General features: G+C 52.0%; 18 protein-coding genes. 2 read left to right on the top strand and 16 right to left on the bottom strand.

The window, feature by feature from the left end; translation table 11 throughout:
* Positions 1 to 174 precede the first annotated feature (174 nt).
* On the bottom strand, positions 175 to 1761 hold the full coding sequence (locus KO499_RS18510) for a methyl-accepting chemotaxis protein (protein WP_215985217.1): 1587 nt from the start codon (positions 1759 to 1761) through the stop codon (positions 175 to 177).
* Between the two features lie 759 nt (positions 1762 to 2520).
* Between KO499_RS18510 and KO499_RS18505 the strand changes: the two genes are divergently transcribed.
* Complete coding sequence (locus KO499_RS18505) at positions 2521 to 4647, top strand: TonB-dependent receptor (RefSeq protein WP_323133369.1); 2127 nt, start codon at positions 2521 to 2523, stop codon at positions 4645 to 4647.
* A gap of 13 nt (positions 4648 to 4660) precedes the next feature.
* On the opposite strand, the gene KO499_RS18500 is transcribed toward KO499_RS18505, so the two are convergent.
* The 10 genes from KO499_RS18500 to KO499_RS18455 all read right to left on the bottom strand — a co-directional run bounded on the left by KO499_RS18500 (position 4661) and on the right by KO499_RS18455 (position 14213).
* Positions 4661 to 5458, bottom strand: a complete 798-nt coding sequence (locus tag KO499_RS18500) for a citrate/2-methylcitrate synthase (protein ID WP_215985216.1) — start codon at positions 5456 to 5458, stop codon at positions 4661 to 4663.
* On the bottom strand, positions 5455 to 6285 hold the full coding sequence (locus KO499_RS18495) for a citryl-CoA lyase (protein ID WP_215985215.1): 831 nt from the start codon (positions 6283 to 6285) through the stop codon (positions 5455 to 5457). Before KO499_RS18495 ends, KO499_RS18500 begins: the two co-directional genes overlap by 4 nt.
* Before the next feature lie 14 nt (positions 6286 to 6299).
* Positions 6300 to 8036: a thiamine pyrophosphate-binding protein gene (locus tag KO499_RS18490; protein WP_215985214.1), complete on the bottom strand. Its 1737-nt coding sequence runs from the start codon at positions 8034 to 8036 to the stop codon at positions 6300 to 6302.
* A 60-nt stretch (positions 8037 to 8096) separates the two neighbouring features.
* Entirely contained in the window at positions 8097 to 9785 is a 1689-nt protein-coding gene (locus KO499_RS18485; RefSeq protein ID WP_228340043.1) for a GGDEF domain-containing response regulator, read from the bottom strand.
* Positions 9786 to 9801: 16 nt separating this feature from the next.
* Positions 9802 to 10254, bottom strand: coding sequence for a response regulator (locus KO499_RS18480; protein ID WP_215985213.1), 453 nt, complete (start codon positions 10252 to 10254; stop codon positions 9802 to 9804).
* Between the two features lie 54 nt (positions 10255 to 10308).
* Positions 10309 to 11763 carry an ATP-binding protein gene (locus tag KO499_RS18475; protein ID WP_215985212.1) on the bottom strand — a complete coding sequence of 485 codons (1455 nt, stop codon included), beginning with the start codon at positions 11761 to 11763 and terminating at the stop codon, positions 10309 to 10311.
* Complete coding sequence (locus KO499_RS18470) at positions 11760 to 12197, bottom strand: YfiR family protein (protein WP_215985211.1); 438 nt, start codon at positions 12195 to 12197, stop codon at positions 11760 to 11762. The genes KO499_RS18475 and KO499_RS18470 overlap by 4 nt, the downstream gene beginning before the upstream one ends.
* Positions 12198 to 12450: 253 nt before the next feature.
* Complete coding sequence (locus KO499_RS18465) at positions 12451 to 13074, bottom strand: ATP-dependent zinc protease (protein ID WP_215985210.1); 624 nt, start codon at positions 13072 to 13074, stop codon at positions 12451 to 12453.
* Positions 13071 to 13646 carry an ACP phosphodiesterase gene (locus KO499_RS18460; protein WP_215985209.1) on the bottom strand — a complete coding sequence of 192 codons (576 nt, stop codon included), beginning with the start codon at positions 13644 to 13646 and terminating at the stop codon, positions 13071 to 13073. The genes KO499_RS18465 and KO499_RS18460 overlap by 4 nt, the downstream gene beginning before the upstream one ends.
* Positions 13647 to 13670: 24 nt before the next feature.
* Positions 13671 to 14213: an outer membrane beta-barrel protein gene (locus KO499_RS18455; protein WP_215985208.1), complete on the bottom strand. Its 543-nt coding sequence runs from the start codon at positions 14211 to 14213 to the stop codon at positions 13671 to 13673.
* A 248-nt stretch (positions 14214 to 14461) separates the two neighbouring features.
* On the opposite strand from KO499_RS18455, the gene KO499_RS18450 reads away from it, so the two are divergent.
* Positions 14462 to 15874: a TrkH family potassium uptake protein gene (locus tag KO499_RS18450; RefSeq protein ID WP_215985459.1), complete on the top strand. Its 1413-nt coding sequence runs from the start codon at positions 14462 to 14464 to the stop codon at positions 15872 to 15874.
* Between the two features lie 3 nt (positions 15875 to 15877).
* Here KO499_RS18450 and glgP read toward each other — a convergent pair whose 3' ends face one another.
* The 5 genes from glgP to glgC form a co-directional block, all read right to left on the bottom strand.
* A complete protein-coding gene (glgP, locus tag KO499_RS18445; protein WP_215985207.1) occupies positions 15878 to 18412 on the bottom strand; it encodes an alpha-glucan family phosphorylase in 2535 nt (844 codons plus the stop codon).
* A gap of 36 nt (positions 18413 to 18448) precedes the next feature.
* Positions 18449 to 18805, bottom strand: coding sequence for a PilZ domain-containing protein (locus tag KO499_RS18440; RefSeq protein WP_215985206.1), 357 nt, complete (start codon positions 18803 to 18805; stop codon positions 18449 to 18451).
* 100 nt (positions 18806 to 18905) lie between these two features.
* A complete protein-coding gene (gene malQ / locus KO499_RS18435) occupies positions 18906 to 20399 on the bottom strand; it encodes a 4-alpha-glucanotransferase (RefSeq protein WP_215985205.1) in 1494 nt (497 codons plus the stop codon).
* Positions 20396 to 22123, bottom strand: a complete 1728-nt coding sequence (locus KO499_RS18430; RefSeq protein WP_215985204.1) for a glycoside hydrolase family 57 protein — start codon at positions 22121 to 22123, stop codon at positions 20396 to 20398. Before KO499_RS18430 ends, malQ begins: the two co-directional genes overlap by 4 nt.
* The gene (gene glgC / locus KO499_RS18425; protein ID WP_228340042.1) at positions 22113 to 23441 is read right to left on the bottom strand and encodes a glucose-1-phosphate adenylyltransferase; all 1329 of its coding nucleotides are present in this window, start codon (positions 23439 to 23441) and stop codon (positions 22113 to 22115) included. The genes KO499_RS18430 and glgC overlap by 11 nt, the downstream gene beginning before the upstream one ends.
* Between the last annotated feature and the right edge of the window lie 87 nt (positions 23442 to 23528).

Genomic DNA, 23528 nt, shown 5'->3' with positions numbered 1-23528 from the left:
CTAATTCTGATCGTTTATCGAATTAAATATTTCCTGATCCCTGATGAATGTCAGATGGTCCCTTGGCCCAAAAACACCTGCTGCCTCGAAGAGAGTATGATTGTCCTTAGACAACCATACTCTCGATAAACCCGACCTTCCAGCATACAAGTCTGTTAATCCTTGGTTTCGTCACTACAAACGAAAGCGATTGACTTGAGTGCTCAGACCGTCGGCCAATGACGCGAGCTCACCACTGGATACAGAGACCTGCTCTGTGGCCGCGGCGGATTGAGTGGATATGTCTCGTATCAGAGTGATGTTCTTGTTGATGTCTTCCGCGACACTGGTTTGCTGTTCGGCAGCTGTTGCGATCTGACTATTGTACTGGCGAATATCTTCCACTGCTTCAACCATTTGTTTGATCGTTTCGCCCGTTTTCTGCGCGCTTAGCAACGTTTCCCGGGCAAGCTCTGTGCCCTCTTCCATCTTGTTTACCGAGCTTTCAGCACTGCCAACCAAATTGTGAATCAGTGTTTCTATTTCGGTAGCCGAGGCCTGTGTTCGTTGTGCCAGGGAACGAACTTCATCTGCAACCACTGCAAAGCCACGTCCATGCTCTCCCGCTCGGGCTGCTTCTATTGCCGCATTCAACGCCAGCAGGTTGGTTTGTTCCGCAACCGTTTTAATAACTTCGAGTACAGATCCAATATTTGCAGTATCCCCTTGAAGGTCTCGAAGCTGCTTCATTACGTCGTTACTTTGCTTATCCAGGTCTGTTACGAGAGCTGTGGTTGCCTCAACTGCCTCTGAACCTTCAGCTGCTTTCTCGTCTGCTCGTTGAGCGCCAGCAAACGCCGACTCGGCACTCTTGGCGACTTCACCAACGGTGGCCACCATTTCGTTCATCGCCGTTGCAACCTGATCAGTATTATCGCTTTGCTCCGAAACGCCTTGGCTGGTTTGCGCGGTGACTGCTGCCAGTTCTTCCGACGACGATGCGATGTTCGTTGCCCCCTGATCAATCTGGCTGATTAAATCCCGAAGGCTGGTGACCATCGTGTCAAAAGCGGCAAACAGGTGACCGAATTCATCTTCCCGGTCACTTTTGATGGTGGTTGATAGATCACCAGATGCAACGCGATTTGCAATAGCAACCGTCTCACGGATGGGGCGGGTAACCGAACGAACCAGAAACCAAGCAACAAGACCCGAAACAAGGAGCGCAACCAGGCCAATAGTCAAAAAACTCGCTATGGCAGTTTTGTATTGTTGCGCCATTCGGTTTAGCTGAATTTCCTGAAGCTCAACTGCAATTTCAATATTCGCGCGAGCTGTTTTAACCAATGCTGCCTCAATGTCCTGCAGATTTCGGCTGCCACCTCGCATGCTTTGCTGGACGCTCTCTTCCAGGTCATCGAGCAGGGCTTTGTATTTACGGACACCGTCTACAACGTGATTAACACGCTCGTCGTCTTCCTTCAAAACCAGAATGTCTTTCAATGGAAGAAGGACGCTAACAGCCCGCTCAGCTCTCTCCTTCGCGGTTTCAATATAGTGGTTATCACCGCGAATCTGAAAATTCTTCTCGCGAATCCTGGCATCCAGCAAATACGATTCTGCGGAGCTCGCTTCACCAACGATAAAAGAACGTTGCTTGTAGGCACTCATGGTGTTCCATCCGTATGCGATAATGGCTACGGAGAATAAAAGCGTAATGGTAAAACCAATACCCAGCTTCTTTCCGACAGATATGTTGCTGAGCGCTGAATCCACTGACATTTAAAGACCTTTCATTTTAATAATAGACAAGTAACTAATTATACGTACATCGTTTCTTTTGAATTCGCTGATCAAAGCATAACTGTTAAACCACGAACTCCTAGGAACCTATTAGTTTAAAGTGTTTTTGTTAGGAAAAGTGATCTTTAATGTAAAATTAAGTCATATGTCGATTATATCTATATATCGCTGAGCGCCTGGTCATATCTAGCGTTAAAAATTAACGAGCATTATATAAATCAACCAATATAGAGCAGAAATGTGTAAACAATTGTGTCTGGTTGCAGATGACAATCATTGCTTCAATGAACACAATTGTATTGCCCTCACCACACAAACCGACGCTTGCCGGACCTACGCAAGAACCCAAGGGTTATATTCGAACTGGAATAAATGTGATCATTAGTTCGGGCTTTTCACCGACCGGTAAGCCTTACCCTACCCCTGGAATCGCTAAACACTGGATGATATTTGACCTACTTGGATTTTTTCGGTGAAAGTGATGACGGAAGGGTGCTCTAAATTGCATGAGTCCTGAGCAGATTCAGTACTTTGCGTGGCCTCCCCTGCCTCAAAGACTTGCTTCTCAAAGTAATGAAGCTAAACTCCTATTCAGTCAGCATTTTTCGTTTTTGCGTGATGAAAACACGTAAATTTTTGCCGTTTGTGCAGGTGCATGTTTGTCTTGAGCTACTCCTCAAGCGCAAACGACCCATTAATTCCATCTTATCCAAAGATATGGAGCCCAGAAAATCTGTTATGCACCACTTACTGTTGCCCTTGAGACGAGTTACACCAAGGCCCTTGTCCCTACAGATGGGGCTCGGTGCCGTTTTTTTCGTGGTGTCGGGTGCAGTAACGGCAGAAGACTCACTCTGGGATATCCCTCTTGAAGAGCTCGGCCAGATACGAGTAGTTTCTATCGCATCTGGAACAGAAACGCCCCTTGATAAGGCTGCTGCTGTCACTTCGGTAATAAGTGCCGATGACATTGCAGCCATGGGTGCGACAGACCTCGACCAGGTACTTGAAACGGTGCCAGGCCTTCATGTGAACCATTCAGACCAGGGTTTCTCACCCAAATACGTTTTCCGAGGCATTAGCACAAGCAATAACGCCCAGGCACTGCTGCTTATCAACGGTATTCCAACCACCACGATGATGTATGGAAATCGTGGCAACGCCTGGGGCGGCATGCCTATCAAGGCAATCGATAGAATTGAGGTTATCCGGGGACCTGGGTCGGCTCTCTACGGAGCAGACGCTTATTCGGGAGTGATAAACATCCTGACCAAAGGGCCTGAATCGATAGACGGTCAGACCGTTGGCGGCCGCCTGGCCAGCAATAACACCCGTGGGGGTTGGCTCGAATCCGGTCATGAGATTGGCGGGTTGGCACTGGGTGTGGTGCTTGAATACCAAACCACGGATGGTTGGGACGATATTATTGAACGCGATGCCCAGACAGGTCTTGATGAGGCATTCGGAACCTCAGCATCCCTGGCTCCCGGCTCTGTGAATACCGGTGTAGACCAGCTGGATGCCCGATTTGAAATCGAGGATGACCGCTGGACGTTACGTGCAGGTGTGCAGGACCGGAGTAATCTGGAAACAGGACCGGGGCTTGCGCAGGCACTGGATCCGGAGGGCCAGTACTCTTCGCGGAGGTTGAATCTGGATTACAGTTACAGGTGGACCGATATGGTTGAAGGCCTGGACGCAGAAGCTCGCGTTTCCTACTTCAATATCACTCAGGAACCTGAGAATGACATCCTTCTGTATCCGGCAGGTGCGTTTGGTGGTGATTTTCCAGATGGCCTGATTGGCAGTCCCGGCTACAAGGAGAATCAGGTACGGTTAGATTTGAGTGCGGTTTACCGGGGCTTCCGCGATCATCAGATTCATACCGGGATCGGTACACTCTGGGCTGATCTTTATGAGGTAACTGAGCACAAAAACTTCAACCCTGATTTCAGTCCCAAGGGCCGTGTCGTTGATGTTTCTGAAAACCCAGATGAAGTTTGGATGCCTGAAGAGGATCGGACCAATTATTACCTGTTTGTTCAGGACGAGTGGAAACTCGCACAGAACTGGCAGCTAGTCAGTGGACTACGCTTTGATGACTATTCCGATTTTGGCAGCACCATTAACCCCCGGGCGGCTCTGATCTGGGCAACCACCGATACGATTACAACCAAGCTTTTATACGGACGAGCATTTCGCGCCCCGTCTCTGAACGAGCTTTACGTTGCGACTAACCCCGTGTATTCCGGAAACGAAGAACTGGATGCCGAAACAGTCGATACTTATGAAATCGGACTGTCTCACCAGGTAACCCCTCGCCTGTTCTACGCCTTGAACCTGTTCTATTACGAAATCGACGATCTCATCAGCGCCGTTTCTATCTCCGAAGTGATCGCTCCGGAATATCAGAACGCAGGCAAAAGGACCGGCCGTGGCGGTGAGTTTGAGGTGTCCTTCGACGCATTGGATAATCTCGCTTTGAAGGCGAATTACGCTTATCAGAGGGCAAAAGATGAACGTACCGGGCAGTTAGTCGGCGATGCACCGAATCACCAGGTTTATGCACGCGCTGACTGGTCCGTATCGTCGGATTGGCTTCTGAGTTCACAGGTTAACTGGGTGGGAGAACAAAAAAGGACGGCAGCCGATCAGAGAGATCCGGTGGCAGACTACACCACCGTCGACATAACTCTCCGGACCGAAGATCTCCTGCCTGGACTTGGTATTTCGTTATCAGTAACGAATCTGTTCAATGAGGATGTGAGAGATCCTAGCCCCTACGCACAACCAAGCGCCCCTATTCCAAACGATTTCCCGATGCCGGGACGTCGTTTGGTAGGGGAGCTCTCCTACACGTTTTAACGGTAGCGCAGGTTCATTCGTCCCAGTCTCGCTTACCGCGCCCATGATAAACAATGCTCTCACAACGAATCGGGAAGAAGCTTCCCTCGGGGCGTTCTTTTGCATCCTTGAAGCAAGGAGCCATGCCAGTTGAGAAACCGGGCGACAGCAACAGCTGGTATTCCACGCAGGTGAACCCCATATCTGCAGCCAGAGCGGCATGGACAGCAGCAACGTTCATAGCGTATCCATGCTTCTCATTCAGATGCTCGTATACCTCGAACGCCATCTTCAGATGACGACCGTCAGAGAAACCATACTCCTTAGCCTTATCCAACGTGAACGCTACCCGTTCATCCGTTTTCGCCAGTGGACGGCCATAGCCATAGAGAATCCTGCCCTGGGCTTTTTCCTGGTCGACAAAGTCCACCAGTTTACCGCCCTCATCGCACCACTTACCTGCCCTGTAGAAGAAGTCCAGGGCACGTACTTCCGGGCGGCGGCCGTATATGGATGCCTCCGAAATACTTAAGCCGGCCATCATTCCGAGTGATGGAGTCGTTCGAACCGACCCAGCCAGAGCAGCAACATGATTTGGCCAGATTGAGGGATCAGGATAGCTGCTGCCTACCCAGTAACAATTCAGCATATTTGCGACATTCTTACCGGGATCCCTTCCGAGAATGGCATAAAGATAAAGGTGCAACCATTCCATATGATCCAGTTCATGGTGCAGGTCCTTGCCATGCATCACGACCCGTTCGGTGAGAAAGGCCTTTCCGATTCGAGTTACCAGCCGTGCCTCGGTTTCATAAAGTCGTTCATGATTCATGACTGGTCCTCCACGCCTTTTTTCTGAACGGGGCCGGGATCATCTTCCAGCTCAATAGCAGGGCTGTAAAAGGGAAACTTTTTCCAGCCCATCTTTCTCTGTTCCAGCGCATGGACTGCAGCTCCGGGTAATCGAAGTATGAGATAGAGCATGCTGCCCTGATCCTGATCCAGACCTAGATCGACAAAGGCAGCAGCGGTTATGGCGGTTATTGAAATTGGACAACTGAAAAATTCCTCGAGGTCACAACGATGCTTTTTCAGCCAGCTCAGAGCGCCATCGTCGGGAGCAAATTTCACCAGGAATTCCAGCGCCTGAAGCACAGTTGTTGGTATCAGATCTCCGTTAGGGTCGAAGCCAGGTGGATGCTCCATGGCAGGCCATATATCTACCCTTTCGTCCTGCTCAGGCGCCTGCAGGCGAGCTTTCCATCGTTCAAGATCCTGGCCACATTCCCGCCATAACCGCATACAGATCTCAAGTTCCTGAGAGCCCCCGTATTGCCCTGAACCCACCGCAAGTGCTGCCATAAGCGCCGAGCTGTGGTTCGTACCGGCGACGCCACCGTTCATGGCGGCACGAATACTTGCTTCTTTGGGACCCAGGTTTGCAAGAACCAGGGCAATTTTTTCCAGGAATACTGTTTCCCGTGGCTGTGGCCTGTCGCCCTTAAACATCAACAGAAGATATTCAAACCAACTGGCTTTCTCGATTATCTGACCATACACATCATAGCCGTGGCAGTAGCAGGCTTTGGCAGCGAATGGATTGGCTTCTTCCGGTTCTTCGAGCCAGAAATCTGAGTGGTAAACATAGTCTGATGACACCGTCGTTTCCTACCCTATTGATCAGTTTGTTTTGAACTGGTTAGTACTTTCATTCGCGAACCCAGAGGAGGAACCTGGCATTCGTCCACGACAACGTCGATAAGGCATGGGCCGGGGCGAGACATTATTTCACTGATGTCCAGATCTTCCAGCTGTCCCATTGATTCAACCCGATAGGATTCAACACCTAATGCTCGTGCGAGCATCGAAAAATCGACAGCAGGCAACTGGGTTGCGACTTCCTCGCCTCCGCACAGCTTTTGCCCGTGCCTTACCATCCCGAGGGACGAATCATTGAGTACCATCATAAGTATGTTCAGGTTTTCCTGACGCGCTGTGGTCAACTCCTGCCCCGACATGAGACAACTACCGTCGCCGGTAAAACACAGCACCGGGCGATTGCGGTTAGCGCTTGCCATACCTACAGAGGTGCCGATTGCCCAACCCATGGCGGCAAACCCAAGCCCGATATGGAAGAGGTTAGCCTCGGCTTGCACCTGGGTGGGACGGCGCACGTTCCAGTAGTGAATCCCCCATAAAAAGCTATTTCCAGTATCCATCAGTACCGGAGTATCCTGCGGGCAAATTCTGCTCATATAGGTCATCAGAGTCTGGCCTTTGATGGGGCCGGATCTGTCGAAACACTGATCAGGATTGTCGAAACTGATATTGGAAGGGAGACCGCTGTCATGGACGTTCGACGGCATTATCTGAGAAGACGGTTCAATGCACAGTTCTCTGGCCAGTGATTCGAAGAGCAGTCTGGGTGATCCCAACACCACCAACCGGGCCATGATGGAACGACTCAGGTGTTCGGGGTTGCTGGAAACATGTATCAGTCGGTTGGAAAGGATGGTCGTTGGATCCCATCCGCAGGTAGAAACCTCATCCAGTGCGGTACCGACAGCGATAACCAGATCTGCATTGCTTTCTTTCAATGCGTTACTCGCGCTTTCGTGGCCTGCAAACCCGAATACACCTCGATAAAGAGGATGGAAGCTATCCACCAAGCCTTTCCCACACGGCGTTGTGACCATTAACCAGTTCTGCGATTCAGCCGTCTTTACCAATAATTCACTGGCCTCTCCCGCCCCCTTCCCCAGAACCAGAGTTACCTTCGGTGCCGCCTTCAGATAACCCAGAACAGACTGTACAGAATGGGCGCTAGGAGCCACTTCCTGGTTCAGAAAAGCTTTGAAGGCACTGTCCACTGCATTGTCGGGCACCCTGTGACGCATTACATCTAGAGGAATGGCGAGATGCACTGGCCCAGGCTGGTTGCTCATCGCGTGGCTTGCGGCCTGAAGTAGTTTGGTGGGGAGCTGCGCTGGATGTGACACCAGAGTGTTGTACCTTGTACATTGGGCAAACATCTCCAGGGTGTGTATGCCCGTGCAGGATGTTTCCTGAAGCGAGCCCTGCCCGAACCTGTCCAGTGCAGTCTGCGCGGATATGACCAGGATAGGTATACCGTCAGCATAGGCAGATGCGACGCCCGTCAGCAAATTGGTTGCGCCCGGGCCGGCCGTTGAGCAACATACGCCCAATTTTCCAGTCGCTCTTGCGTAACCTTCCGCCATAAAGGCCGCACCAGTCTCATGGCGCGCGGTTATAGCCCTGATCCCCCCGCGACGTTCGCTTCTGGCGAGCGCGTCGTAAAAAGGCTCGATACTTCCGCCCGGGACGCCAAACACATATTCGACGCCAAGTTGCTCCAGGTAACGAATTATCAAGTCACCGTTTTCGAGCATAATGATTCCTTACAAGGGGTTGTTGCAGAGAATAGCGATCAGGGAAAAATTCAGGTTGTCTTAATCCAAAGGACACGGTTTCGAAATGCCATACCCCTGGGCATAATCAAGGCCAAGCTCCATGAGCCGATTCTTGACGTCATCATTTTCAACGAACTCTGCCACTGTTTTAAGACCAGCAGCGTGACCTATGCGATTACAGGCATCTACGATACCCAGGTCAATAGGGTCCGTCAGGAGGTTGCGCACGAATCCTCCATCTACCTTCAGATAATTCACCGGCAATGCCTTTAGGTAGGAGAATGAGCTCATACCTGCCCCAAAATCATCCAGGGCAAATTGAAAACCTCTTTCCCTGGCATTGATGATGAACTGCTGAGTAACGTTAAGATTGGCGATCGCTGAGGTTTCGGTGATTTCGAAGCATACCCTTTCAGGGTTCAGTTGATGCTCGCTCGCCTGCTCGCAGATATAAGGAAAGAGTTCCGGATCATTGAAGGAACTACCCGACAGATTAATGAAAAACGTGCCAGACCGCTCTCTTCCCAAACCTGTTTGATCGAGATAACGAAAGGCAAGCTCGATGACTTTCCGATCAACCTTGTTCATCAGGTCAAAACGTTCCGCAGCCGGGATGAAAGCTCCAGGCAGGATAACGTCATCGCCTTCCTGCAACCGAACCAGAAACTCTGTACGGTAGCCATCGGCCGAGCCCGGCTGCAAAGCCACCATATCCTGTTTCCAGAGCCGAAAACTGTTGTTGCGCAAAGCATCCTGGATACGACTGGTCCAGTGCATATCAGTTTGTCGCTGCTGCATGTCCCTATCATTCGACTGATAGAGCTGAACGTTGTTTCGGCCCCGGTCTTTGGCGGCGTAGCACGCCAGATCGGCATGCGAAAGCAACTCGCTCGCCTTGTCGTAATGATTGCTGATCACCACCATGCCAATGCTCAGCGTTACAGAGAAGGTTTTGTTCTGCCAAACAAATCGAAATTCACTGACTTCCTGACACAGTTTTTCGGCTATCCGTTGCGCGTAGAATGCATCGCAGCCGTGCAACAGGATGCCGAATTCGTCGCCACCCAGTCGCGCCAGAGTATCATCAGACCTCACGTGATCAGACAGCAGGATGGCCAACTGCTTGAGCAAATGATCGCCTGCAATGTGGCCGCAGGTGTCGTTGATGATCTTGAACTGATCCAGATCCAGATAGAGCAACACATGCTGCTGCCCCTGATCATGAGTATCCTCAAGCGCCTGAGCCAACCGACGTTCGAATTCCCGACGATTTACGAGGTCCGTCAAACTGTCGTGGTATGCGAGGTACTCAAGGGTCGTCTCCGCCAGGCGTTTAGCTTCCCTGACCGAGCCCTCGCGAACCTCACGCTCAATGGCTGGAATAAGGCGGGACAGATTGTCCTTCATGATGTAGTCCTGCGCGCCAGCCTTCATGGCACTCACGGCAACACCCTCACCTATGGTTCCGGAAACGATGATAACCGGCAGATCAGAACAGTATTCGCGGGCCATCTCCAAAACCCGGAACGACGAGAAACCCGGCATATTGTGATCAGTAATCAATATTTCCCAGTTACCCTCGCACAATGCCCGGCGTAACCCCTCCTCATCTTCGACCAACTCATGATAGGGATTGACGCCACCTTTACGCAGCTCTCTCAAAAGGAGAAAAGCATCGTCTTCCGAATCCTCGACGATCAGCATGCGAAGTGGATTTGTTGGGCTCATCTCAGTCCCCACCTGTTCAAAATGATCGAACCGAGCCGCAATCGGGCACTTTGTTAACCTGCAACCAATAGCGGGCAAGAACCGTCATCTGATCAACAAATTCCCGGTAGTTGATAGGCTTGGTTATAAAGCTGTTGGCGCCGAGTCTGTAGGCATCCATAAGGTCTGCTGGTTCGTCGGAAGATGTCACCATTATCACAGGTAGCCACTGGGTGGCCGGAGATGAGCGAAGATGCCGTAACACTTCAAGGCCGCTTACTTTAGGTAGTTTCACGTCCAGTAACACCACACCCAGCGATTCGACGTTTTTTGTGGCTTTCCCGTCCTTATCAAACAGGAATTTGAGTGTTTCTTCCCCGTCCTCCAGAACGACTACCGGAGTCGTTGAACTGGCGCTGTTCAGGGCACGGACCATGAGGACCTGATCGTCTGGATTGTCTTCAACCACAAGGATTGAACGGCTGTCCATTTTTTTGTTTGCTCTTCAATAAGTTGGAAGATGTGCTCTGCTTCGACGGTCAGTTTAGCGTTGTTTTCCCGAAACAGGCAACGTGACCACAAAATGGGCACCTTTTCCAACTTCCGATGTCGCCGAGATCTGTCCACGATGGCGACGGACGACGCGGTATACAGTGGCCAGACCGATTCCCGTGCCACTAAACTCTGAAGGGGTATGAAGGCGATTGAAGGCCACGAACAATTTATCGATGTAGCGCATGTCAAACCCGACGCCATTGTCTTTGACTGCAATCTCTATCGAACCGTTTCTGGTAACTGCAGAGACATCAATCTTTCGCTTCTCGCCTTTCGCGCTGTACTTCCAGGCATTCTCGAGAAGGTTTTGAAATGCCACTCTCAGCATCCGGCTATCGCCTATAACCTGCATTGCCGGCTGTATATTGATCTCTGTTGGCAATGTATCGCCAATCTCAAGAAGTTCGTCCGCGATTTCCTGCAAAAGGGCCGTCAGATCTACCGGTTCTTTCTCCATGGATTGCCGGCTGACCCTCGACAGTATGAGCAGTCCATCAATGAGATTGGCCATACGAACGCTGGCGTTGCGAATTCTTCGCAGATAGTCTTTGCCGGCATCATCAAGCTGCTCTCCACAGTCTTCTTCGAGCGCTTGCCCAAAGCCTTCGATAGCCCTCAGTGGCTGTCTTAAATCGTGGGAGACTGAATAGCTGAAAGCCTCAAGTTCGCGATTTGCCATGCTCAACTCCGATGTGCGCGCATCGACCTCTCGCTCAAGACTGTCCCGACTTTCAAGAATCCGGCGGTTTTGCTCCTCGATCGTCCCGATCATTTCGTTGAAGGTGTTGCCCAGTCTGCCAAGCTCATCGGGACCCGAAACAGGCGCACGAACCGTGTAATCGTGGTCCCGGGCAATGCGTTCAGCGGTGTCCGAGAGGGTCACGATGGGGCCAGAGACAATCTTCTGAAGCTTTATGGCAAGAATGAACAAGACAAGAAGAATGCCGATCCCAACAAATGCCGTAATCAATACGAACGTCCGGATGTGTTTCCTCAGTACCTCAAGATGAGAGGTAAGAAACAACTGACCAACAGTCTCCTGGTCCAGTGTTATGGGCATCATCATCCGGTAGGCATTTTTTGCAAACCCTGTCTCTGGCGCTGGTTCAAGCTCCGGACACGTGCGGACATCTTCACTTTCCAGGGCAGCCATGATGCTCCCTTGCGAATTGTAGATGCAGACCTGACGGATATTATCGATTCGTCTGAGACTTGAAATAATGCTGCTGAGTTGTTCTTTGTCGTCAAAAATCAACGCTGCGGCTGATTGTTCGGCAAGTATGCCGCCAATCACGTGAAGCTCTGATTCGAGCTGTTTGCGGTAGTTCTGATTCTCAACGAAGATCAGACTGATGCATACGAGCGATATGCCCAGGGCGCTGGTGAACAAGGTAAGAAACAGAAGCTTGGTTTTGAGTCGCCAATAACGCCATTGTCCGATCATCGCATCACCTCCACTGCAAGTTCCAGAAGTCGGGAATTGATGATCAGACCCGCCTCATCGGCGGCCTTCAGGTTTATCTCAAAACGAATAACATTGCCCTGCTTTACGTAGCCAATCATACCCCCTTTTCGGGCAAAATCCGGAAGATCGCTGACCGTCAGAATGTTGCGCTCATTGGCCAGATCGAGAAGGCTCTGGAGGCCACGGGTGAGGGATTGGTCGATATAGAGAACATCACAGCCGGATAAATCTGACGTCACGTCTGAGTACCGAAGTGTCAGATTTCGGCCCTGAGACTGTCGACCGCGAATAGGATCGAGCAAACCACCGAACGGATCTGCTCCATACACGCAGATCTCAAGTGGCGACGCCGTTTTACCAAGATTGGGCCACGTAACAAGACGGGTAAAATTATAGAGGAAGGCGGCCTTCACCTCATGTTCGGAGCGAATAGATCCCGAGACAGGCAAAATCAGACAGAGATTAATAACCAGGAAAAAAAAGAATTTCAGGTGATCCCTCACAAGTCGTCCGGAATGCAGGAGGTTGGAATAAGGAACAGTAACCCAGGGGCCCAACACCCTCGCAAGGTTAGCACTCAGTCAACTTTCGTCAACTGTTACCTGCACTTTCAATCTATTTGTCACCTCGGGGAGCCATACAGATAAAGGCTCCCCGAGACGTCCGTCAGGAGGGATCTTCCAGCTCTATCATACGATCCTTATGGGCGTCTGCCAGCTCCTCCAGCGTCAGATGTTCACATTGTCTTTCTGCAAGGAAGCCTTCGGATGAGTCCACAAGTATATTGTCGTCCCGCATGAATCTTCGCCCGAGCAACGCTGGATAGGAGAACCTGCCGCGGTCTGTCAGTGAAAACTGGGTGGTATGCGGCATTCCTGCGATGCAAAAGTCCATCATCACCACATATCGCTTTTGGGATGGAGCTCCTTTTCGTTTGATCAAAACGGTCCGTTCTACTGGACGTTCCAGTTCAAGGATGACGTCCTCGTGCTGCAGTTCACCGTCTGCTGGCTGGTCCTGATGATCTCCTAGCGGAATCTGAAAATTGACCCATGGCACTCCGTCTTTCTCGAAGGGTTCGATGTTGACCGCGTGAAGAGACGAGGTTTTTGCACCGGTATCCAGCCGTGCCTTGAGGCGGAGGCTGGTATCCTGCATAACGACCCACTCAACGTAGCCAAGCACTTCGGATGGATGCTTGTCGCTGGTGCCATCCGTCTCCGCTGAAACCGTCATAGCCGATGAAAAAAACAAAGCGGAAATCCACAGCGCTCTGTTAACAAACCTCATTCAATTCCTCCTGCAAATTTTTGTAACTCAGGGAAAAAGTCTAGAAACCTCTGCTCAAGATCCTGCTGGTGCTCCTGGATCTCGGTGATGATGCCGCCAAAGTCATTTGTGAATCGTATGCGTCGGGCAACCCGGTCCAGTGCATAACCAATGTTTTCAATATCCTGATAGGCTCCGAACCAGTCGTTCAAAACCATCAGTCGAGTCACCCGTGCCATCTGCTCGGGCATCAGATGCTCTTTCTCCTGCAATTCGTTGTATACGTTATGAATGAACGTTTCGCGCTCAACGTTACTGAAGCGATCCCAGTGTTTTAATAAAAAGTGATCGTACAGAACATCGAGTGCAACGCCGGCAAATCGCCGTCTTTGGCGGGAAAATACCTGCTTGCTGGCAAGGACCTCAGGATGCTTGTCGGTAAAACTATCGACCGCTCGGTGATGGCGAACTCCCTGATTCACCTGGTCCGGGAGTGCCGAAAGATCGACGCCCCGGGTAAAGTCTCCAAGGATGCTACCTACCCGTGCTTCGGACGAGTCAGGTGCGAGAAATACGTGAGCCAGGTGATTCAAGTCGTCTCCCCGGGTGAGCTGGTGTCAGAAGTTGAACTGGAGGCCGACACCCAATCCGTCGACAGTTGCATCACGGTCCTCATAGTACCGCATGTACTCGAGGTTGCCGGACAGGTTCGGCGCGAACTCCATAGTCATACCAATACCATAGGACACATCAGTTTCATCTTCCGTCACAGTGCCCAGATGAGATGCCGCTTCAAGTTCGACGCGAGTAAAACCGAGGATGGCGTAAGGCGTAATTGGGGATTGGTTGGCAAGATTGAATGTGGCGTAACCTCCAAAATAGTTATCCAATGAATAGTCGACTCCACGAATGCGATCATCGTCGACACCGAATCCGCCTCGGGCTTCTATGCCCAGAAACGGAGTCGCCATCACACCCACCTTGGCAGACAGCGTGCCGGCATTGGCATTTGCGTCGCCGCTCTCTATATCCATGAAGGTATAGTTCAGACCGGTATAGAGTCCGCCTGCGCCTGACTTGTACATATCCTGAGCCGAAGCGGAACCTGCAGCGGCCAGACCGGTAGCAAAAACAACGACAATTGAACGTACGTGATTCATCTTGGTATCTCCTCAGCCGAAACATTCGGTGTCCTGTGAACTTGCATCAGCTTCACGAGTTTTACCATCAGAAAGATCCGCATTTACGCGTTATTTACACCGAATTAATCAGCCGGTAATTTCAGCATCCGCTGGCTGTTACCTTGCGGATGACCTTACCCACAGGTATTCTGACGCCGTCTCCCGGTATCAGCTGGCTCGAGCTTCCATTGAGAAATCTCTACCCTGTCATTTTCATTGTCAGCGTCATGTTCATGCTTCTGAGCATTTTCATGACATTGCCCGTTATTCTTCTTTTGGGTTCCGAAACGCCAAATGCGATGGCGTTTGCGGAATCGGCAGCAATTGTATGCGGTCTCGGAATCCTGGGGATGGCTGCCACCTATCGCAAACCGCGAGACCTGAAACCTCGCTTTATGTTTGTGCTGACGGTCTCGTCCTGGTTCATCATTGCGCTCTTGTCATCCCTCCCGTTCTATCTGAGCGATCTCGATATCTCCGCTGCAGATGCGTTCTTTGAAGGTACGTCAGGCATCACCACCACAGGCGCCACAGTCCTTAGCGGTCTCGATGACATGGATCCTGATCTGTTGATCTGGCGTTCCATACTGCAATGGATTGGCGGTATCGGGATCATCGGTATGTTCGTTGCCGTGCTTCCGTTTCTGCGCGTAGGAGGTATGCGTCTGTTCGCCACAGAGTCCTCCGAGTGGACCGACAAGGCATTGCCAAGGATGAAAACTCTCAGCCGTGGTCTTCTCGTGGTTTATTTGGGGTTTTCGGTCATAGCCGTAGTGACCTACTACTTCTCCGGCATGACGCTTTTCGACGCCTTCAACCATGGCATCACCAGCATATCCACCGGGGGCTTTTCAACCTCTGATCTGTCCATGGGTAAGTTTAATGACCTGATTCTCATGGAAGCGACACTATTCATGATCATCGGCAGCCTGCCTTTTTTCCTTTTTGTACGAGAAATGCATGGCCAGCATGGTGTTCTGTTTCGGGACCAGCAGGTACGCCTGTTCCTTGCGATCCTGTTTTTCGTGCCGCTGTTACTGACCCTCTACCGCTGGCTCGTCTCTCCGGTACCGTTTGACCCTATTCATAACTACGCGGCAACCTTGTTTAATGTAACGTCTGTCGTAACCACGACCGGCTATGCTTCCGAAGACTATTCGGCCTGGGGACCTCTGGCGTTTGTCCTCTTCTTCTTTCTGATGTTTGTGGGTGGCTGCTCGGGCTCCACTGCCGGCGGAATGAAGATCTTCCGGTTTCAGCTTTCCCTGATCATTCTGCGCGAACAACTGATGAGGTTACTGCATCCACGAGCAGTGCTTACCAGAAACTACAACGGCCGTGCCGTAAGCGATGAAATTATCTCGTCAATGATTGCTTACACCTTCATTTTTCTCCTATGCCTCCTGCTGATCACGGTTGCCCTGGCCGCCATGCAACTGGATTTTGTGACTGCATTGTCAGGGGCCCTCACCGCACTCACCAACGTGGGCCCGGGGCTTGGCGATATAATTGGTCCTGCCGGGAACTTCGGAGCCCTGCCCGATGCTGCCAAATGGGTATTGTCAGTGGGTATGCTCATGGGGCGTCTGGAGATTCTGAGCGTTGTGATTGTCCTGTCTCCGGCATTCTGGCGAAGCTGAGTATTACTTGAGCCAGAGTATGGCGGGGTTTTCAAGGGGAAGATTCAGGCGATCATCACGCACTCGAAGGCGGGGGGTATAGTGTCCTCCTGGCCGAGCAGGGACAGTACATTCGTATAGAAAAGTATGGGCGGAGCCACTAAGCGGGTGCTTCATAGCCATGGCCGAGACAGTTCTGGGCCCATACCCGGAATGTTCTGCCACAAGCTCGACAGCGATTCCTTCCTGGTCTATCCCGTCCAGATAAACCTCCACCGTCACGATCTGCCCTTCTGCCGTTTCACAGACATTAAAGCTGTTAAATCTCAGTCGCGGCCAGTGCTGCCTGATCATCCTGCAATCGTTTAGCAATTGCTCCGCAGTGTCTCTGTTTCGCAGGCGACCTTTTTCGATCATGGGCAGATAGAAGTGCTCAACGTACTCACGAACCATGCGATTGGCGGAATACGTTGCGGTTAACTGGTCCATGCTGGATCGTATGCGTTTCAGCCACTTCCGGGGAATGCCTTCGCTATCAACATCATAGAAGCCCGGGATCACCTCACTTTCCAGCAAGTCAAACAGCTCTTCCATGTCCGACCTGTCCTGGTCGTCATTGTTCGAAGCATTCAGTTCATCAAAGGTGGCTCCGGGGCGAATGGCCCAACCCACTTCCTTGTTCCAGGCCTCCGCCCACCAGCCATCGTACTGGGACACGTTCAGACCGCCATTTACCAACACTTTCATTCCACTGGTACCACAGGCTTCCCAGGGATGCCTCGGGCAGTTAAGCCAGACATCGACACCCTGGATCAATTGGTTGGCCACCCCCAGATCATAGTCCTCGATGAACACGACCTTGCCCTCCACTTCCGGGCGCCGGGAAAACGCTTTCCATTGACGAATGATTTCCTTTCCGGGGCGGTCGTAGGGATGAGCCTTACCCGCAAGAACAATTTGCAGGGGGCGATCCCGATTTGTCAGTAATTGGAGTAGTCGATCCTGATTCCTCAGCAGCAGGTCAGGACGTTTGTATTCGGTGAAACGCCGGGCAAAACCCAGAGTCAGGGTTTCATTATCCAGCAAAAGCCCACAGGCAGCCGAGTGATCAAATCCTGGGTTCTGTTCACAATGTTGGCTTGCGAGCCGTCGCCGCAGGTAGTTAACCAGCCGCATCCGCTGAAGACGCCTCATCTCCCATAAATCGTCGTCGGTGATGTCGGTCATTGGGCAGATTTTCTGAAGCGGACGTAACCAGCGATCTTTGCCACAGGCTCTTGTCCAGATGGCGTCAGATTCCGGTGAGTCCCAACTGGGCGTATGGATGCCATTGGTAATGTAGTCCGCAGGAATATCCTCTGCCGGCCAGCGCGGGAAAAACGGCTGAAAAATAGTCTGGGTGACCTTTTGATGGATACGGCTGACGCCATTGAACTGACCGCTCATATTGAGTGCCAGCAACGCCATGTTGAGCGTCGGATTGGCATGTTGATCAATTGCCGAGGTGCTCTCATTCCCCAACGCAAGCAATTGATCGACATCCAGTTCGCGGCTTTCCAGCCATGGAGTAACATAGAGGCGAAGTAGGGAACGGGGAAAATGGTCGAAGCCGGAAGCCACCGAAGTATGGGTGGTAAACAGATTGGTCGCCCTTGTTGCGATACGGGCCACCTCAAAGTCGCTGTTGTGTTGATCCTGCCAGCTGAACGCCCGCTCTATCAGTGCCAGGGCGCAATGCCCTTCATTGAGGTGGCAGACTGCCGGCTTTCGTCCCAACTGTTCCAACAGGCGCCATCCGCCAATCCCGAGTACCATTTCCTGTTGCAGGCGCTTTTCCGGGTCACCGGTGTAGAGCTCACTGGTAATGCCACGGTCGCCGGGTTCATTGAGGGGTTCATTGCTATCGAGCAGCAGCAATTCGCAGCGCCCAACCTGTGCTTTCCAGACACGCAAACGTAGGTTTCGTCCGGGAAAAGGAACAACCACCCTCACCCATTGGCCATTTTCGTCTCTGAGAGGAGAAACAGGCAGCATTGTCGGATCGTTGTAGGGGTAAAATTCAAGCTGTTCGCCATCGCTGCTGATGGCCTGGCGGAAATATCCCTGCTGGTACAGGAGCCCTACGGCCATAACAGGCACACCGAGATCGCTCGCAGACTTGAGATAATCCCCGGCGAGTACGCCAAGCCCCCCGCTATACAATGGCAGCGATTCGCTCAGCCCATATTCCATACAGAAATACGCAATGCCCTCGCCAAGATCCCCCGGGCAATCGGATGAGTACCAGGTGCTGGCCCTGATGAATTGCTGTTGGGCCAAAACCTGTTCCCGGTAACGTTCCAGAAAGCCGGGGTCGGCGGCAAGCTCTTTCAACCTCTCGCCAGACACACTGTTAAGCACCAGCCAGGCGTTTCGGGTCGTGTCCCAGATTTCGGCATCAAGGGCACGCCAGAGTTCGTCGGTGCCATGGTGCCAGGTCCAGCGCAGATCCAGGGACAGCTGGAACAAACCGGTCAGGGATTCCGGTAAAGACCTGGGGCTGTAGGCTGCCAGGGTCAATTTTGAGCTCCGCTCAGGGTAGTCAGGACAATGCCCCTATGCCTGACGACCGACAGGAAAGCAGGTTACCGGGAAATGACGTTTTTTCAGCCACAGAATGAGCGTAGAGATGGTGAAGCTATCGTTCACTACACCTTCAAAATCCACTCCGAGACCCTTGTCTGATTTCCTGACAACGTGGGCTTTCAGTTTCCTGAACCGTTTTTCCCGTGCGTCAGGGAATCGAAATTCCAGTTCTACGGTCTGATTCAGCTGAACGTCCGTGTAGTCTGTAGCAATGAACAGCCCACGCTTGGAGGCATCCCGAATTTGTCCCGTAGCCACCGGCATTCCACGTTTATATACCAACAGGCCAAGCTTTCCTTGTACGCGTTTACTGAGTCGGTGTTCCATGCTTCCCCCTCGTGACTCATCAAGACCGTCATTTGTTGATACTGCCCATGTGTTATATCGGAGGTTGGGCGGACCTCTCTTGACGCTGATCAAAAATTACTCAGTTGGTCGGCAGACGGCTATGTCGCTTTACAGCTTCGACAATCCGTTTTGACAACTCCTCCTCCGGAAAATTCCAGTCCAGATGCCAGGTCCAGTTATTGATCCTTGTACCCGGGGTATTGAATCGGGCTTCTGTTCCCAACCCCAGAAAGTCCTGCATGGGCACAATAGCCAGAGCACAGACCGACTGAAACGCAGCCTCGATAACCGGCCATGGCATACCTTCGCCAGTGACACCAAGGTAGTCATTGACGTAGTGCCTGGTATGGTCATCCAGGCTTAGATACCAACCGAGTGTGGTGTCGTTGTCATGGGTGCCTGTATAGACCAGATCCCGGACATGATGATTGTGTGGCAGATGAGGATTTTCGGGGCTGCCATCGAAGCCGAACTGAATGACGGTCATACCCGGTAAGTGAAACCGTTTTCGCAGTTCCTCAACATCGTTTCCAATAATGCCCAGATTTTCGGCAACCAGGGGAAGATCCGGAAACCGGTTGAAACAGGCCTGGAGAAAGTCATCAGAGGGACCCGGAACCCAGTAACCATATTTTGGCTCCGGTGTTTCTGCGGGAATTTCCCAGTATGCCTGCAGCCCACGGAAATGATCTATACGGATCAGGTCAAAGAGTCGTTGTTGGCTCTCCAGCCGCTCCAGCCACCACTGATAACCGTCCTTAGCCATCATCGACCAGTCATACAAAGGATTCCCCCAGTGCTGTCCGTTCTCTGAAAAATAATCCGGAGGTACACCGGCAACGACCGTAGGTTCACCTTGTTCATCCAGTTTGAAAAGATGACGATTGGCCCACACGTCGGCGCTCTCGTGTGCGACGAAGATAGGAATATCACCAAACAGCAAGACGCCCTTTTCTCTGGCATAGTCTCGCAGTTTCTGCCACTGGTAATGGAACAAGTACTGTTCGAACCTTATACGAGCCAGGCGCGGCTGATTGTTTTCTGCGAACGACTGAAGTGCAACCGCATCGCGATCTCGCAAGGGCTGAGGCCATTGCGGCCAACATTGCCCCTCCTGAACCTCTCTTACTGCACTGAACAGGCAAAAATCGTCCAACCAGGCGCCATTTCGGGCCTGAAAGCTGTTGAAACCGGCCAGGTCAAAATCGTTCTGGATCAGACCACGCCCTTCGAAAAACCGTTCAGCTGCAAGGCTCAGTAGTTGCTGACGGGACCGCGCTATAGACGGTCTCAGTTCGTTTTCTGCCAGCAAACCAACCTGAAGCAATTCCGACAGGTCGATAAACTCCTGATTGCCTGCATGAGCACTCAAAGACTGATAGGGAGAAAGGTCAGTATGTGTCGGACCAATCGGCAGAGTCTGCCAGACAGTGATGCCGCTGGCGGCAAGAAAATCGACAAACCGATTTGTATTGGCCCCCAATATGCCAAGAGAACGAGCCAGACAGGTTGGGTGCAGCAATACGCCCGCCCTGCGCGCACTGAAAAGATCTCTGGCGTTGGCTAATGTCATGCCTGAGGGTCCGTCTCATGGCCCGGTCGCATAGTTCCGCTGCGGGTCGGCTCACCGCTTCCCTGGCTGAGCTTCTGGAACACGGAAGGCGGCGGCTGATATTGAATCAATTCATAAAGATTGACCAGATGGCGGCGGAACAGATGCTCGAAGTCGCTGACGATCTGGGCCGGGTTATAGTCGCCAAACCACCAAAACCAGTCCGACCCTTCGCAGATCGCCAGTTGCCTCAGGGCGGCTTGTTTTTGCTCTGTGTTCAGGCTGCCATTGTCCATCACCCGATCGAAGTGTAGTTTCGCTTCACAAAGCAGATCCCAGGCCCGGTTCTTGTCCGGGTCGCCGATCCAGGTGGAAAAGGTCCCATAGATCCAGCTACCAGCGACCAGGTGTGGAAGATGAGTTGCAGCGGTTTCCGGCTGGGCAGCCAGAGCTTCGTAGGTGGCCAGTCTCAATCTTGGGTGGTGGGCCAAGACCCGGTACAGCTCATTCAGGAAATGAAAACCGTTTTCCGGGTAGTACTCCCAGGCGTTTTCGCCATCCATGATCACCGAAATCACCTGCCCGGGTTTGCCATCACCCTGACCGGCAATATTCTCCATGTGATGTACCAGGTCACCAACAGCGTCCCTGGCGTGCCAATCTGCGTAGGTAAATCCGATAAGGTCAGACAGACCATCATCCCTGAAGAATACAGCTGTGGAAGCATCGCCAAAGGTAAAAGGCTGGTGTATGCCTGCATCGACCCCATTCGGGTTATCTTTTCTGGCGAGGTTAAGACTGTTGTGAACCACGGAGTCTCCGCTGGCGGTCCAGCGGAAGTGTTCTGCATCCAGCAGTTTCAGCGTTGCCTGACTAAGACCGCCTTCGGAGGCCCAACAGCCGGCGGGATCTACCCCAAAGAACCGATGGAACACCGTCTTCGCCTGCTGCAACTGCCAGCGCGCACGCGCCTCTCCTTGCGGATAACTGGCGTGTTCCGGAAGGTCAATATCGGGCATGGCCTCACGGGCAGACCCGAGATCAATAAGTAACGGCAGCATGGCATGTGTGTATGGACTGACCGAGAGCTCAACCTGGCCCTTCTCGGCAAGATGACGATATCTGGGCCCGATGCCCGAGAGCACCTCAAAAATCACATTCAGCAGCGCCAGTCGATCATCCATCGAAAAGTGATGACCTTTTTCCTGAAGGCTTTGTATGCAGTGACTCTCCCTGCGGATGGATTCTCCCATCCAGCCGAGGTGGTACCAGACCAGAAGATCAGACAAAAAACGCCTGGAGATATACCTCTGAAGCTCTGGTTTCTGGCGGTAAACCTCCGCCAGCTCTGCCAGTTGCGCGTATGCAGGAAACCGGCTGATAATTCTTTCCTGATTGGCCCGGAGAGATTTCTCCATCAGCCCCAGAAAACCGGGGGTACCAGGGTCAGGTAGATCCCCGGCTACTAGCGCAGAAAGCAAGGGGTCACCAATTGCTCCGGCGCCGTGGCGCCATCGCTCAATCTGGATCAGGTAGGTTTCAATCTGCTCAAGCAGTATCGGAGCAAAGTTAACCACAGCCCGCGCATCGGGGTTTGCTTCGAGGTGCGCTGCCATGTCGCTGTAGTCCTTAATGGTATGTAAATATACCCAGGGAAACAGGAATTTATCCGTACGCATGTCCTGATAGGACGGCTGGTGCATGTGCCAGCAAAGTACAACCGGCGTTTTTTTGTCAGAGGCCATGGGGATAGTCCTGCCCGAGCATCTCAGGTGTGATCAGGACTGTGCCTTTGGGAGAAACATAAAACCGCTTGCGGTCCTCTTCATCGTCGAATCCAATCTGTGTGCCTTCCGGTATTCGGCAGCCGCGGTCGATCAGGGCGTTACGGATGCGACAATGCCGTCCTATATCAACATCCGGATAGATTACAGAATCTGATATTTCACTATAGGAATGCACTGTAACCTGCGAAAATAAAAGAGAATGCCTAACAAGCGCACCCGAAACGATACACCCACCGGCAACCATGGAATCTACCGCCATCCCGCGTCGGCTATCGTCGTCAAACACAAACTTTGCTGGTGGTAACTGTTCCTGATAGGTCCATATCGGCCAATGTGAATCGTAAATATTCAGCTCCGGACTGATACCGATCAGTTCAAGGTTCGCTTGCCACAGTGCATCAACAGTGCCCACATCCCTCCAATAGGCCTGCTTGTTCTCAATAGGGTTATGGAACGGAAACGCTGCCACGCGCAGACGTTTGATCGCAGAAGGAATAATGTCCTTGCCGAAATCGTGGGAAGATGCCCTGTCCATCTGTTGATCCCGCATCAGTTCATCGAACAGCACCTGGGTACTGAACACGTAGATACCCATGGAAGCCAGGGCTTTGCCAGGTTGGCCCGGCATTGGTTTGGGCTGCTCCGGTTTTTCCACGAACTCCCGAACTCGGAGTTCATCATCCACGGACATGACCCCGAATGCAGAGGCTTCATCAATCGGTACTTCAATGCATCCAACGGTAATATCAGCATCATTTTCCACGTGATGGGCCAGCATGGTGCCGTAGTCCATCTTGTAAACATGGTCGCCCGCCAGAATCAGCACGTACTCCGGTTGATGGCTTCGTATGATGTCAAGGTTCTGAAGCACTGCATCGGCCGTTCCTTCATACCAGGAAGTTTCAATACGCTGTTGCGCAGGCAGCAACTCAACAAATTCATCAAGCTCCCCGCGCAGAAACCCCCAGCCTCGCTGGATGTGCCGGATCAGAGAGTGAGATTTGTATTGCGTTATCACACCAACCTGACCAATGCCCGAGTTGATACAGTTGGAAAGCGGGAAATCGATAATCCGGAACTTGCCGCCAAAGGGCACCGCTGGTTTCGCGCGCCACTTGGTAAGATCGTGGAGGCGGGAGCCTCGGCCACCGGCAAGAACCAGTGCGAGTGTTTGACGAGTGAGACGACTGACAAAACGTTGGGCGGTTTGCATATCTGCTTCCCTGAAGAAAACGTTCCCTTTGACCGGTCGTTCATCGGCAAGGGCCTGCCACATTTTTGACGCCTTAAGCTATATTAGAACATTAGCACGGATTTATGACGTAAAATTGTTTTGGGTCATTTTTTAAACAGTCCCGTTCAC

The sequence above is a fragment of the Marinobacter sp. F3R08 genome (assembly GCF_018860425.1).
GTDB lineage: Bacteria > Pseudomonadota > Gammaproteobacteria > Pseudomonadales > Oleiphilaceae > Marinobacter.
This window is presented reverse-complemented; position numbering and strand designations above follow the sequence as displayed.